This is a genomic window from Pseudomonas sp. MYb60, from assembly GCF_002979555.1.
GTDB lineage: Bacteria > Pseudomonadota > Gammaproteobacteria > Pseudomonadales > Pseudomonadaceae > Aquipseudomonas.
Genome location: NZ_PCOZ01000006.1, coordinates 342548 through 355692, shown reverse-complemented (window position 1 = coordinate 355692; position 13145 = coordinate 342548). Strand labels below are relative to the sequence as shown.

Sequence of the window (13145 nt, the reverse complement as noted above, 5' to 3'; positions counted from 1 at the left end):
TCTCTATTTACCGCGGGATGTGTGGGAAACCTCCTGATATTTCTACCCGCCCATTTCAGGCAACCATCTGTCTTACCCTACCGACCTTCACCCCCAACCGGTCGAACACGATGAGCTGGCAACGTCATATTCTTTTGATCTGCACTGTCTTCCTTTCGCCCCTGGCCTCTGCCGCCACTGTCCTGGAAAACCCCCTGTGGCGCGTCGAGCTTGACCCCGCCACCCTCGCCATCCGCGTCACGCCCAGTGGCCAGGCGTCGGTGCAGGCCTCCAGCGGGCTGCCTGCCCGGGCGGTCAGTCAACTTTCTCACAACGTCCAACAGGCTGAGTGGCAATGGGACGACGGCGCCGTTCGCGTCACCGCTCGCCTTGATCAACGCGACCTGCTGCTGGCCCTTCACGCACGGGAGCCTGGCGAACTGCCGGTCCTCGAGCAGCCCGCCAGTGCCCTCGGCAAAGGCCTGATGTGGCCGTTGGCCGAGGGGCATTACGTACCGACTGGCAACGCGCGTTGGAAAACGTTTTTGCAGGAGCAGGGCGACCTCAACACCACCCAGGACCTCAGCCTGCCGCTGTGGGGCATGGATCATGGTGGGTTTACCCTCAACTGGCTGCTGACCAATCCCTACAACAACCGCCTGCGCTGGCTCCCCGACCAGGCGTTGTCGGTGGCCCATGAGTTCACCGCGCTGGACCCCGGCGCGCCGATGACCCTGGTGTTGCACCTGGGAGACGCCGACCCCCTGGCCGGCGCCAAGCGCTACCGCCGATGGCTGATGGAGCAGGGCCGTTACGAGCCATTGGCGGACAAGCTGCGCCAGACCCCGGAGGCCGAGAAGCTGTTGGGCGCCAGCCATATCTACCTGTGGGGCAACGACCAACTGGCGCTCAAGGATGTACGCGACTGGCCGCAGTTGATCCAGCAACTGCGCGGGCATGAACTCAAGGCCTTGCTGGGCAAGGAAGCTGCGAAGGTCCTGGCACAGTCCACGGCGCCGAACCGCTTCGAACAGACAGTGTTGCTGCGCGGCCTCAACGCGGCGATCAACACCCAGGCGCGCCGGAGCTGGCAAGTGGCAGAACCCGACATGACCCGGCTCGCCGCGCGCTACGGTGAACTGCGCAGTGAACTCGCCGTCGCCTTTGCAGGCGCCTTGAGCGACACCCCGGAAACCTGGGGCAGCGCGGTGATTCAAACGCTGGGCAACGCCAGTCTGCCGCGCTTGCTGGTGACCCTCGGCGAAGGCTGGGAGGGCGGCCTCTGGCACCCCGAGGCGATTCGCGCCGGGGTGGACGCCGGTTTCCTGATGGCGCCCTACGACTCCTACGAAACCGCCCTGTCCGCCATGGAAAACCCCGATTGGACCACGGCCCACCTGGGCAGCAAGGCCTACCGCGACTGCGCGATTGTGCTCAAGGGCGGCAAGCTCAAGACCGGCTTTCAGCAATTCGGCTACTACACGGACCCACGTTGCGTGCGGCCCTTGTTGGAGTCGCGGGTGAAGGCCGTGCAAGCCAAGGCCGGTTTCAACGCTTGGTTCCTGGACGCCTACGCCACCAGCATGGTCTTCGACAGTTATCGCGACAGCGCGCCAATGACCCAGGCGCAAAACGCCCAGGGCAATATCGACGCGTCTCGTTGGCTGAACACCACGCTCAAACTGCCCGCCGGCTCTGAAGACGGCAACGCCATCACCGCACAGGGCATAGTATTCGCCCACGGCATGCAGACGCCGGTGATTGGCTGGGGTGACCAGTTGATGACCCAGGATAAGCAGTCGCCCTATTACGTCGGTAACTGGTACCCGCCAGAGCAGCCGACGGTGTTCTTCAAACCGGTGCCGTTGCGCGAGCCGTTGCGCACGATTCATTTCGACCCGAGCCTGCGCCTGCCGTTGTATCAGGCGGTGTTTCATGGCTCGGTCATCACCACCCATCATTGGCTGTTCGACAGCCTGAAACTGAGCAATGTGCAGGTTGAAAACGAGCTGACGCAACTGCTCTACAACGTGCCGCCGCTCTATCACCTGAGTGCGTCGACGGTTAAGCAGCGGCTGCCGGTGATCAAACGGCAGGACCGGTTTTTCCGGCCATTGCATCAGCGTTTGGCGACTCAGGCGATGACCGGGTTTCGTTGGTTGACGGCGGATCGGTGGGTGCAGGAGACCCGGTTTACCGATGGAACGCGATTGGTGGCCAATTTTGCAGTGGGATCGAGAGAAGGCTATGCCGGGCGCAGTGTAACGGCGCTTGTGGAGGGCGAGGAGCCGGTGGTGTATCGGTTGCAGTGATGCTGACCCTTCCGGCCTCATCGGGGGCAAGCCCCTCCCACATTTTTGGATGTGTTCACAGATCAACGTGTGGGAGGGGGCTAGCCCCCGATGGCGTCAGCCCAGACAACACAGCCCTAACGCTTGCGCCACACACTCGCCAACCAGGGTTGCTGGTCACGGGGCAACCCCGCGGGCCGGTAGTAATGCTCCAACTCCACAAACCCGGCTTCGCTCAACAGCGCCTGCCACGCCGCCAGGTCGTGATAAGACCCATACCTGGGCCCATTCCAGCCCTCCTGGTTCTCACCCCTTGGGTTGGAGCTGAACAACACGCCCCCAGGCTTCAGCGCGCCATGCAGTTGTTTGAGCACACGCGGCAATTCCTGCTTGGGGATGTGAAACAGCACGGCGTTGGCAAAAATCCCGTCGAAGCGTTCGGCAGGCAGGTTCATTTTCAAGAAATCCTGCTGCAAGACTTCGCAGCCACTGTCTTCGTGTGCCATCTGCGCGAACCGCTCGGAACCGTCCAGGCCCACGGCGATGTGCCCCATGCGCGTGAACGTCTGCAAGTCCCGCCCAGGCCCGCAGCCGAAATCCAGCACGGTGAACGGCGCCGTGCCCTGGATATGCCGCAGCAGCGCGTCGATATTCTGGCTCACATCGTGGTCGCGGGTGCCCGCGCGGAAGCCCTCGGCCACGCTGTTGTAGTGGCCGAGGGTGGTGGCGGTGATCTGGTCGAGGTCTTCAGGTTTTAATGTCATGACGGGGAATATACCCCAAACGACCCTCAGCGCTTGTTGAGCACCCGCGCCAACCGATCGCCACCCAACTGAATGAACGCCACCAGCACGACCAACAGCACAATCACCGTGAGCATGATCTGCGTATCGAAACGCTGATAACCGTAGCGGTAGGCAATATCCCCCAAGCCGCCGGCGCCAATCGCACCGGCCATGGCCGACGAGTTGATCATGGTCACCAGCGTGATGGTGAAGCCGCCGACAATCCCCGGCAGTGCCTCTGGCAACAATACATGCCAGATGATGTGCCAGCGCCGGCAGCCCATGGCCTGCGCGGCTTCGATCAACCCGTGGTCGACCTCCCGCAGACTGACTTCGGCGATCCGCGCAAAGAACGGCGTGGCGGCGATGGTCAGCGGAACGACGGCCGCCCACACGCCATAAGTGGTGCCGACGATCAGCCGGGTGAACGGGATCAGCGCCACCATCAAGATCAAGAACGGAATCGAACGGAACAGATTCACGAACGCGCCCAGCACTCGGTTCAGCGCCGGGGCCTGGTAGATGCCGCCCTTGTCGCTGGTGACCAGGAACACCGCCAGCGGAATCCCCACCAGCAATGCGATCAACGACGACACGCCGACCATCAGCAGGGTGTCGATGGCGCCCTGCAATAAACGATCAAACCACATAGCCGAGCACCTCCACCTGTTGTGCCCAATTCGCGGCGCGTATGCGCAGTTCGCCGGCGCTGTGGGCCGAGCCACTCACCGCCAGCAGCAATTGCCCCAGCGCATGGCCCTGGATGCGCTCCACGCCGCCCTGCAGCAACCGCACGCGCCCGCCGAGGGCGCTGAACAGCGCAGCCAGGTCCGGTTCGTCGGTGTCGCTGCCGGTGAACTGCAAGCGCAGCACCACGGCGGCCTCGGCCGACGTCGGCGCAGCCTGCAAGCGGCGTTGCAGTTCGTCCGGCAGCCCGTGTTGCAGCGGTGCCAGCAGGGTCTTGCTGACCTCATGTTGCGGGTCGCCAAACACGTGCCACACCGGCCCTTGCTCGACGACGCGCCCGTGTTCCAACACCACCACGCGGTCGCAGATTTCGCGGATCACCGCCATCTCGTGGGTGATCAAGACGATGGTCAGGCCCAGGCGTTTGTTGATCTCGCGCAGCAGGCCGAGGATCGACTGAGTGGTCTCCGGGTCGAGGGCGGAGGTGGCCTCGTCGCACAGCAGAATCTCGGGGTCGTGGACCAGCGAACGGGCGATGCCCACGCGCTGTTTCTGCCCGCCGGACAGCTGCGCCGGATAGGACTTGTGCTTGTCCTGCAAGCCCACCAGCTCCAGCAACTCACGTACCTTCTGCTCGCGCTGCGGCTTGGGTACACCGGCGACTTTCAGCGGCAATTCGACGTTCTGCCACACGGTCTTGGCCGACATCAGGTTGAAGTGCTGGAAGATCATGCCGATGCGCCGACGCAGCGCCACCAGGTGGTCTTCGTCGAAGTCGCCGATGTCGACCTGATCGATCAACACCCGTCCGCTGCTCGGTTGTTCCAGGCGGTTGATGGTGCGAATCAGCGAGGACTTGCCGGCACCGCTGCGACCGATGATGCCGAACACTTCGCCGCGCTGGATTGCCAGGTCGATGCCTTGCAGCGCCTGCACCTTGCCGTCGTAGCTTTTGCCCAGGTTGATGAAGCGCACGTGGGCGCGGTTGAGGTCCGGGTGCAGTTCTGTCTGCTCGGCGTCCCTGGGCACTTGGCCCAGGTCGCGCAGTCGAGAGTGGGCGGCGGTCATTTTTTAGCTTCCCAACCGACTTGATAGAGCTTGCCCAGGGATTTATCCAGCGCGGCGCGAACCACCGGCGAGTGCTGGTAGATATCGACGAACTTGATCACCCGAGGGTCGGTAGTGCCCTTGGGCTGGGTGACGAACTGGATCACGTATTCCGGGTGGTCGAGGCCGTCAAACAGCAGCGCCGACTCGGCATCGAAGGTCTTGGACAGACGGATGTAGGCCGGGTAGCCCTGCACCAGATCAGCATCGTCATAAGCGCGCACCAGTTGCACGGCTTCGACTTGCAGGATCTTGATCTTCTTCGGGTTGGCCACGATGTCTTCTTCGGTGGCCTTGTAGCCCACGCCCGGCTTGAGGGTGATCAAGCCAGCCTTGGCCAGCAACTGCAGGCCGCGACCGCTGTTGATCGGGTCGTTGGCGATGGCCACGCTGGCGCCTTGGGGCAGGTCGTTGATGCTGTTGAACTTCTTCGAGTACAAACCGACGTTGTTGATGATCCCCGGTGCGTACGGCACCAGGTCAAAGCCGGCGGCGGCCTTGGCGTTTTCCAGGAACGGGATGTGCTGGAAATAGTTCACGTCGATATCTCCGGCGGCCAGGCTGACGTTCGGCGCGATCCAGTCGGTGAACTCCACCAGCTCGACTTTCAAGCCTTGCTTGCCGGCCTCGGCCACGGCGGCTTCCAACGGGATGGCGAACGCGGCGGTGGTGCCGACTTTGAGCGGTGCGTCAGCGGCGAACAGCGCCGAGCTGAACAAACCGAGCGCCAGGGCCAGTGCTTTGACTGGGTGAGAAAGCCGTGTTCTTTTCATAATCATTTTCCAGTGTGTAGGAGCGAGCTTGCTCGCGAAAAACTTGAGGGCGCCTCGGGGTGTCAGGCGGTCTGCGTTATCGTTGACGATCTTCGCGAGCAAGCTCGCTCCTACAGGGGTTAGTGTCGATAGGTGGAGCCGGTGTGTTGTTCGGGTAAGCGGGCGGTGTTGTGGAAGACTTTTTCGCGCAGCGTGCCGGTCTCATAAGCGGTCTTGTACGACCCACGCTTCTGCAGCTCCGGCACCACCAGATCAATGAAGTCCACATAGCTTTCCGGCGTGACAATCCGCGTCAGGTTGAAGCCATCCAACCCGGTCTCGCCGATCCACGACTCCAGCTCATCGGCCACCTGTTCAGGCGAGCCGACCAGGGTGATATAGCGACCACCCAGGGCGTGCTGCTCCAGCAACTTGCGCCGGGTCCAGTCGTTGTTCTGCAGGTTCTTGGTGGCCGACTGAATCGCATTGCTCTTCACGTACTGGATCGGTTCATCCAGTTCGTAGTCGGCAAAATCGATCGCAGTGGACGCGGAAAAATGCGCCACCCCGGCTTCCGCGCTGGCGTAGCTCAGGTACTCGGCGTGCTTGGCCCAGGCGGCTTCTTCAGTGGCGCCGACGATCACGTTGAGGCCCATGAACACCTTGATGTCGTCCGGGTTGCGCCCGGCCGCGACTGCGCTGGCGCGCACCTTGTCCACCTGCACCTTGGTCGCCGCCTTGTTCTGCCCACTGATGAACACGCACTCGGCGTGGCGCCCGGCGAACAGCAAGCCGCGGTCCGAACTGCCGGCCTGGAACAGCACCGGCGTGCGCTGCGGCGAAGGTTCGCACAGGTGATAACCCTCCACCTGATAGAACTCGCCACGGTGCTCGACCTTGTGCACCTTGCCCGGCTGGGCATACACCCGCGCCTGCGGGTCGTTGAGCACGGCGTCGTCTTCCCAGCTGCCTTCCCAGAGTTTGTAGAGCACTTCCAGGTACTCATCGGCCTGGTCGTAGCGACGGTCATGCTCGACCTGCTCGGTGAGGCCCATGGCCTTGGCGGCGCTGTCGAGGTAGCCGGTGACGATGTTCCAGCCCACCCGGCCCCGGCTCAGGTGGTCCAGCGTCGACATGCGCCGGGCGAACAGATACGGGGGTTCGTAGGTGAGGTTGGCGGTGAGGCCAAAACCGAGGTTTTGGGTGACCGCAGCCATGGCCGAGACCAGCAGCAATGGATCGTTGACCGGCAGCTGGATCGACTCCTTGAGTGGCACGTCGATGGAGTTTTGATAGACGTCGTACACGCCGACGATGTCCGCGATGAACAACCCGTCGAACAGCCCGCGTTCCAGGGTCTGCGCCAGTTCGGTCCAGTATTCGACGGTCTTGTACTGGGTCGACGTATCCCGGGGATGGGTCCACAGGCCGTGGTTGATGTGCCCGATGCAGTTCATGTTGAAGGCATTGAGCAGGATTTTTTTCTTGGCCATCAGATCGTCCCCCGCAGTGGCGGGTTGGTACCGTTGAGGTAGTAATTGCCCACCGCGTGGTACTTCCAGCGCACCGGGTCGTGCAGGGTGTGCACCCGGGCGTTGCGCCAATGGCGGTCGAGGCCGTGTTCGGCCAGGGTGGCCTGGCTGCCGGCCAGTTCGAACAGGGTGCTGCCAGCGGCCAGGGAAATCTCGGTGCTCAAGGCGCGGACTTCGGCGATGGCAATCGAGGCCGCGGCGACGGTCTCGGCATTGCTGTCGGCCTGGGCGCGGTCCAGGTATTCGCCGGCGCGCTCCAGCAGTGCCTCGGTGGCGCTCAGGCGGATGCTCAGGTGGCCGAAGCTTTTCAGGGTGAGCGGGTCGTCGCTGGCCTTGTCGCTGCCGGCGTCGATCCACGGGCGGGTCTTGGTGCGCACAAAGTGCAGCGCATCTTCGAAGGCAGCGCGGGCGATGCCGGTGTCGATGGCGGCGTGAAGGATCTGCGCCAGCGGGCCGACGGTGGTCGGGCGCTCGAACGCGCTCTGGAACGGGATTACATCCTGGGCGGTGACCCACACGTTGTCGAACACCACTGAACCGCTGCCCGTGGTGCGCTGGCCAAAGCCGCTCCAGTCGTCGATCACGCTTAAACCCTGGCTGCCCCGGGGCACAAACGCCAGTTGTTGTACGCCCTGTTCATCCACCACCGAGGTGGGGATGCGCTGCGCGTAGATCGCGCCGGTGGAATAGAACTTGCGCCCGGTGATACGGAAGCCGTCGCCATCGCGAGTCAGCGCGGTGGTACGGTCGTGAGCGGTCCTGGTGCCCAGTTCTGCCAGCGCGTTGCCGAAGCGTTGGCCAGCAAGGACTTCGGCGTACAAACGTTTTTGCTGGGCCGGGCTGCCGTTCACCCGCAGCACTTCGAGGGCATAAAAATGGTTTTGCGGGATCTGGCCCAGGGACGCATCCGCCTGGGCGATCAGTGCAATGACCTTGGCCAGGGTGACGTTGGACACACCGGCGCCGCCGTAGGCTTTCGGCACGCTGATGCCCCACAGGCCGGAGCGCGAAAATGCCTCCAGTTCGGGCAGCGGCAGGCGGCGGTCGCGGTCGCGCTGGGCGCTGTCGCGGCGGAAGTCGTCGGCCAGGTCGCTGGCGACAATGAGGGCGTGTTCATCGCTGGTAATGACCGCGACGTTGGGGGAAAAAGTCATGGGTTTCTCCAGATGTCTGGTCGGTCAGATCCAGGAATGGCGGGCCGGCAAGGTGCCGTTGAGTCGATAGGCGCCCACCGCGTGATACTTCCAGCGCACCGGGTCATGCAGGGTGTGCACGCGGGCGTTGCGCCAGTGACGGTCGAGGTTGAATTCGGCGAGGGTGGCGCGACTGCCGGCCAGTTCGAAGAGTTTTTCGCTGGCCAGCAACGACACTTCGGTGGTCAGCACCTTGGCCTCGGCCACGGCGATCGACGCGCGTGCGGCTGACTGCGCGGTGATCGGTGCGGCGCTGATGTGGTCGAGCACCTGGCCGGCCTTGCGCAACAGCGCTTCGGCGGCATGCAGTTCGATCTTCAACTTGCCGATGTCGGCGATCACGTAGAGGTCGTCGCTGGCCCGTTCGACCTTGGCGTCGACCCACGGGCGCGAACGCTCGCGGACGAAGGCGATGGTGTCGTCCAGCGCACCACGGGCGATGCCCGCATCGATGGCGGCCTGGATCAGTTGGGACACGGCGCCCTGCAGGCTTGGGCTTTCGCCGATGCGCCAGCTGTCGACCACCAGCTCGCCCTCCACCGCCACCCGGTCGAGCAGCACCGTACCGCTGGCGGTGGTGCGTTGGCCAAAGCCCGACCAGTCATCGACGATGCGCAATCCTTCGGTGCCACGGCGCACAAACGCCATGACCGACTTGCCGTCGTCATTCAGCGCCTTGACCGCGACCAAGTGGGCGAACAGCGCTCCGGTGGAGTAGAACTTCTGGCCGCTGAGCACAAAACCGTCGTCTTGCGCGCTGATGCGGGCCTTGAGGTCCAAGGTGTTTTTAGTGCCCCGCTCGGGGCCGCCATTGCCGATGCGCCAGCCGTCGAGGACGTTCTGGAACAGCTGCTTTTTCTGGCGCTCGGTGGCGGCCACCTGCAACAGGTGCAGGATGCCGAAATGGTTCTGCGGGATCTGGCCCAGGGCCGGATCGGCGGCGCTGATAATCGCGAACACCTCGGCGAGGGTCACGAACGACACCTGTGGGCCGCCATATTCGCGAGGAATGGAAATACTGCCCAAACCGCTGCGGGTGAACTGTTCGATCAGCGCCCAGGGCAGTTGACGTTGCTGATCGCGCCTGGCGGCTTGCAGGCGTGCGGCCTGGGCCAGCTCATGGGCGGCGTTCAGGGCCTCGGCGTCGTTGCGCAGCACAGCGGCCGGCAACAGCAGCGGGGCGACATCCAGATCACTCTGGGGGGGTGTAAGAGCCAAGTTAGACATCAGCGCCGCTCCTTGGCTGCACGTAATGCCCTGGCGTTACGCACCGGGGTAATTCTGACCATACCGACCTCGCATTCAATGAATTGAAAACAGAAAAATCACAGAGGTCCGGTGGTCCGGTTCATATACCCTAAACGTGTTAAATATTTAAATAAACGTGCTTTTTGGAATAAGCATAGAAGGTCTGTCACCCCGGTTCGCAGGGCGAGCCGAGGGGGCGGGGTTGATAGATCGGCGCCGCCTTGTCCAGACGCTCCGGCGGGGTGGCGGCAATGCGTAACGTGCGGGTCGGTGCCCAGCATGAGGTATTGCCGACACGGTCGAGAATGCAGTAGGTGACATCCAGTCGGCAGTCGTCCCCGGCTTCGATGATCAGGCTGGAAGGCACCCATACCTGCACGAGCTGGCCGATGTCCCGCGCCTGGAGCGTCGGCAGGTCGAGCCGCGCGTCGCCCCAGCGCAAGGTGATGGCGTCGCCGCTGGCCATGTTCAGGTAAGGCTCGATGGTCAGCGGTATGCCCCGTCGTACCTGGCTGGCGTTGACACCGTAGCGGCGAATGGTCTCGGGCAGGCCTACAGGCGCAAGGTTCTGGTTTTCGTCGCTGCCGGGGAGCGCGGGCCGGCCGCCCGGGCAATGGGTTTTCACGCGTATGTGCGTCACGGCGGAGCGGGCAGGGCCATGACCGATCTGCATGACCTGGTAGTGCACCCGCGCCGGTCCCTCCAGCACGAAACTCTCCGGCACCCGCAGGTGGGTCGGCATGCCGGCCTTGCATGCAGTCACGCGGCGCGAGGCGGCAAAGCAGTTGTTCCAGAACAGCTCGATCACGTCGCCTTCGCCCATGCCGGGGTAGGGCGCGATATCAACCTGGAGTTGGGTGGCGGCCAGGGCGTTGATGCCATGGCGAAGCGCCTGGGGCAGGGTGGGCGCGGTAAGCAGTGTGTGCGTCATCAGTCATCTCCTTGATGCAGCCAGCAGCCGTCGTTCCCGCCGTTTTGCGCGCATGCGCACGGGCAGAAAAGAACGATTCAGTGAGTAGCCGGGATAGGATCCAATCCTCAGGGCGCTAGATAAGAGGGTTGGCCGGGGAGCGTCAATGGCGGCAAAGGGCTAAATGGCGGGATGGGGCAGATTCAGATGGGTCTGACGGGCGGGGGGATATTCAGGTGGGCATGGCGGGAGGTTTTACGGGCTGGAATGAGCATTCCCTGTAGGAGCACGCTTGATGTGGGAGCTGCCTGCGACAGTATCATCTCGGTTTGCTTGTAACACCGAGGTGTCTGTATCGCCGGCAAGCCAGCTCCCACACGAACGCCTGCCTACACGCCCCGTGGCGGGTATCAGTGAGCGAGGAATTTGCTCAGGAACTGCTTGGTGCGCTCCTCCTTGGGGTTGGCAAACAGCGCCTTGGCTTCGCCTTGCTCGACGATCACGCCTTTGTCGAAGAAGATCACCCGGTTGGCAACGTCGCGCGCGAAACTCATCTCGTGGGTGACGATGACCATGGTGCGATTTTCTTCGGCAAGGCTGCGAATGGTCGCCAGCACTTCCCCCACCAGCTCCGGGTCGAGCGCCGAGGTAGGTTCGTCGAACAGGATCACCTCGGGCTCCATGGCCAGTGCGCGGGCAATCGCGACGCGCTGCTGCTGGCCGCCCGAAAGACGGCGTGGATACGCGTCCTCCTTGCCCGCCAGGCCAACCCGCGCCAGCAACTTACGGCCCAGGGCCACAGCCGTTTCCCGTGGCATCTTCTTGACCACCGTCGGGCCTTCGATGACGTTTTCCAGCGCAGTGCGGTGGGGGAACAGGTTGAAGTTCTGGAACACAAAACCCACGTGCTGGCGCAAGCGCCGCACCAGGCCCTGTTGCTGGTTGAGGGACTTGCTGCTGTCGATCTCGATATCACCCACCTTGATACGGCCGCTGGAGGGTTGTTCGAGAAAATTCAGGCAGCGCAGGAAGGTGGTCTTGCCGGAACCGCTGGGGCCGATGATGGCGATGACTTCGCCTTCCTTGACCTCAAGATCGATGCCGTTGAGTACCACCTGGCCGTTGAATTGCTTGGTCAGTTTTTCAACCACGATCATGCTTCAGGACTCCAGGTCATGCCGGTTGACCCGGGCTTCCAGACGATTTTGAAAATGCGCCAGGATGCTGGCCAAAATCCAGTAGATCAGGGCAGCGGAGAGATACATGGTGAAGATTTCGAAGGTCCGCGCCGACACCAGTTGCGCCTGGCGGAACAGTTCGGGCACCTGGATGGTCGCGGCCAGTGCCGTGTCCTTGACCAGCGAAATGAAGCTGTTGCCCAGCGGCGGCAAGGCCGTGCGCATGGCTTGCGGCAGGATGGCGCGGCGCAGGGTCTGCGCGCGGGTCATGCCGATACTGGCAGCGGCTTCCCACTGGCCGCGCTCGATGGAGCTGATGGCGGCGCGCAGGATTTCACAGGCGTAGGCGGCCATGTTCAGCGAAAAGCCGATCATGGCTGCCGGTATCGGATCCAGCTCGATACCCACTTGCGGCAAGCCGTAGTAGATCAGGAACAGCTGCACCAGCAAGGGCGTGCCGCGAAAGAACGACACGTAGACTCGGGCGGTCCAGCTCAGCAGCTTGAAACGCGACAAGCGCATCAAGGCCAGGCCGAAGCCCAGCAGCAAACCGAAGAACATGCCGCCGAGGCTGAGGATCACCGTGTAGTACGCGCCCTTGAGCAGAAAGGGCGCGGAGTCCAGCGCGAGTTGGAAACCTGCTTCCATTATTGAGTGACGTCAGCGTTGAAGTATTTCTCGGACAGCGTCTTCAGGGTGCCGTCAGCACGCAGCTTGTCGAGGGCCTTGTTCACCGCGTCGAGCAGCTCAGGCTCGCCTTTGCGCAGGGCAATACCGGCTTCCTGGCGGGAGAAGGCATCGCCGGCAACCGACGTGTCCTTGGCTTTCTTGGCGTATTCCAGGGCGGCCAGGCGGTCGATCAGGATGGCATCGATGCGGCCGATGCGCAGGTCCTGGAATTTGGTCGGGTCATCGTTGTAGGTCTTGATGATTGCTTTAGGCTGGTTGTCCTTGAGCCATTGCTCGTAGTTGGTGCCCAGGCCCACACCGACTTTCTTGCCGGCCAGGTCGTCGGCGTTCTTGATGGTGCCGACGTTCTTGGTCAGCACCAGCGCTTGAATGCCGGAGACGGTGTAAGGCTTGGAGAAATCGTACTTCTTCTTGCGCTCTTCGGAGATGGTCACTTGGTTGACCACGGCGTCCAGACGCTTGGATTCCAGGGCCGCGAGAATGCCGTCCCATGGCGTGGCTTGCAGCTTGACCTTCACGCCCAGCTCCTTGGCCAGGGCTTCGGACAGCTCGACTTCGAAGCCGCTGAGCTTGCCGCTTTCGTCGACGAAGCTGAACGGTGGGTAGGTGCCTTCCAGGCCGATCTTGATCTCGCCCGCCTTTTTGATGCTGTCCAGCTGTTCACCGGCAACGGCTTGGCCCATCAGGCCAGCCCCGAGTGCCAGGCCCAAGGTGCCAACCAACAACGTGCGACGGAATACGGAAATAGTCATGAAGAGCCCCTGTGTTTTTATGTTGAGCGAAGCAGGTGACG

General features: G+C 62.9%; 12 protein-coding genes. 1 reads left to right on the top strand and 11 read right to left on the bottom strand.

Annotation, left to right across the window (positions count from 1 at the left end):
- The first annotated feature begins 110 nt into the window (after positions 1 to 110).
- Positions 111 to 2291: a glycoside hydrolase gene (locus tag CQ041_RS13150; protein ID WP_105524497.1), complete on the top strand. Its 2181-nt coding sequence runs from the start codon at positions 111 to 113 to the stop codon at positions 2289 to 2291.
- Between the two features lie 116 nt (positions 2292 to 2407).
- On the opposite strand, the gene CQ041_RS13145 is transcribed toward CQ041_RS13150, so the two are convergent.
- From CQ041_RS13145 to tcyJ, 11 genes are all read right to left on the bottom strand, one after another.
- Positions 2408 to 3034 (bottom strand): bifunctional 2-polyprenyl-6-hydroxyphenol methylase/3-demethylubiquinol 3-O-methyltransferase UbiG, encoded by a 627-nt coding sequence (locus CQ041_RS13145; RefSeq protein WP_105524495.1) that lies wholly within the window; start codon positions 3032 to 3034, stop codon positions 2408 to 2410.
- 26 nt (positions 3035 to 3060) lie between these two features.
- Positions 3061 to 3705 carry a methionine ABC transporter permease gene (locus tag CQ041_RS13140; RefSeq protein WP_017736886.1) on the bottom strand — a complete coding sequence of 215 codons (645 nt, stop codon included), beginning with the start codon at positions 3703 to 3705 and terminating at the stop codon, positions 3061 to 3063.
- Entirely contained in the window at positions 3695 to 4810 is a 1116-nt protein-coding gene (locus tag CQ041_RS13135; RefSeq protein WP_105524494.1) for a methionine ABC transporter ATP-binding protein, read from the bottom strand. Before CQ041_RS13135 ends, CQ041_RS13140 begins: the two co-directional genes overlap by 11 nt.
- Positions 4807 to 5622 carry a MetQ/NlpA family ABC transporter substrate-binding protein gene (locus CQ041_RS13130; RefSeq protein WP_105524492.1) on the bottom strand — a complete coding sequence of 272 codons (816 nt, stop codon included), beginning with the start codon at positions 5620 to 5622 and terminating at the stop codon, positions 4807 to 4809. Before CQ041_RS13130 ends, CQ041_RS13135 begins: the two co-directional genes overlap by 4 nt.
- A gap of 119 nt (positions 5623 to 5741) precedes the next feature.
- Positions 5742 to 7094, bottom strand: coding sequence for an LLM class flavin-dependent oxidoreductase (locus tag CQ041_RS13125; RefSeq protein WP_105524491.1), 1353 nt, complete (start codon positions 7092 to 7094; stop codon positions 5742 to 5744).
- Entirely contained in the window at positions 7094 to 8287 is a 1194-nt protein-coding gene (locus CQ041_RS13120; RefSeq protein ID WP_105524489.1) for an SfnB family sulfur acquisition oxidoreductase, read from the bottom strand. Before CQ041_RS13120 ends, CQ041_RS13125 begins: the two co-directional genes overlap by 1 nt.
- 24 nt (positions 8288 to 8311) lie before the next feature.
- Positions 8312 to 9553 carry an SfnB family sulfur acquisition oxidoreductase gene (locus tag CQ041_RS13115; RefSeq protein ID WP_105524487.1) on the bottom strand — a complete coding sequence of 414 codons (1242 nt, stop codon included), beginning with the start codon at positions 9551 to 9553 and terminating at the stop codon, positions 8312 to 8314.
- Positions 9554 to 9740: 187 nt separating this feature from the next.
- Positions 9741 to 10505 carry a hypothetical protein gene (locus tag CQ041_RS13110; RefSeq protein WP_105524485.1) on the bottom strand — a complete coding sequence of 255 codons (765 nt, stop codon included), beginning with the start codon at positions 10503 to 10505 and terminating at the stop codon, positions 9741 to 9743.
- Between the two features lie 389 nt (positions 10506 to 10894).
- Positions 10895 to 11641, bottom strand: coding sequence for an L-cystine ABC transporter ATP-binding protein TcyN (tcyN, locus tag CQ041_RS13105; RefSeq protein ID WP_105524483.1), 747 nt, complete (start codon positions 11639 to 11641; stop codon positions 10895 to 10897).
- A 3-nt stretch (positions 11642 to 11644) separates the two neighbouring features.
- On the bottom strand, positions 11645 to 12310 hold the full coding sequence (tcyL, locus tag CQ041_RS13100) for a cystine ABC transporter permease (RefSeq protein WP_105524481.1): 666 nt from the start codon (positions 12308 to 12310) through the stop codon (positions 11645 to 11647).
- Positions 12310 to 13104: a cystine ABC transporter substrate-binding protein gene (gene tcyJ / locus CQ041_RS13095; protein WP_105524479.1), complete on the bottom strand. Its 795-nt coding sequence runs from the start codon at positions 13102 to 13104 to the stop codon at positions 12310 to 12312. Before tcyJ ends, tcyL begins: the two co-directional genes overlap by 1 nt.
- Positions 13105 to 13145 lie beyond the last annotated feature (41 nt).

Bases quoted from the DNA above. Each gene is read 5' to 3' on its own strand.
- CQ041_RS13135 (WP_105524494.1), bottom strand. From the start codon at position 4,810: ATGACCGCCGCCCACTCTCGACTGCGCGACCTGGGCCAAGTGCCCAGG.
- CQ041_RS13110 (WP_105524485.1), bottom strand. From the start codon at position 10,505: ATGACGCACACACTGCTTACCGCGCCCACCCTGCCCCAGGCGCTTCGC.
- CQ041_RS13150 (WP_105524497.1), top strand. From the start codon at position 111: ATGAGCTGGCAACGTCATATTCTTTTGATCTGCACTGTCTTCCTTTCG.
- CQ041_RS13125 (WP_105524491.1), bottom strand. From the start codon at position 7,094: ATGGCCAAGAAAAAAATCCTGCTCAATGCCTTCAACATGAACTGCATC.
- CQ041_RS13115 (WP_105524487.1), bottom strand. From the start codon at position 9,553: ATGTCTAACTTGGCTCTTACACCCCCCCAGAGTGATCTGGATGTCGCC.
- CQ041_RS13130 (WP_105524492.1), bottom strand. From the start codon at position 5,622: ATGAAAAGAACACGGCTTTCTCACCCAGTCAAAGCACTGGCCCTGGCG.
- CQ041_RS13120 (WP_105524489.1), bottom strand. From the start codon at position 8,287: ATGACTTTTTCCCCCAACGTCGCGGTCATTACCAGCGATGAACACGCC.
- tcyN (WP_105524483.1), bottom strand. From the start codon at position 11,641: ATGATCGTGGTTGAAAAACTGACCAAGCAATTCAACGGCCAGGTGGTA.
- tcyL (WP_105524481.1), bottom strand. From the start codon at position 12,310: ATGGAAGCAGGTTTCCAACTCGCGCTGGACTCCGCGCCCTTTCTGCTC.
- CQ041_RS13145 (WP_105524495.1), bottom strand. From the start codon at position 3,034: ATGACATTAAAACCTGAAGACCTCGACCAGATCACCGCCACCACCCTC.
- tcyJ (WP_105524479.1), bottom strand. From the start codon at position 13,104: ATGACTATTTCCGTATTCCGTCGCACGTTGTTGGTTGGCACCTTGGGC.
- CQ041_RS13140 (WP_017736886.1), bottom strand. From the start codon at position 3,705: ATGTGGTTTGATCGTTTATTGCAGGGCGCCATCGACACCCTGCTGATG.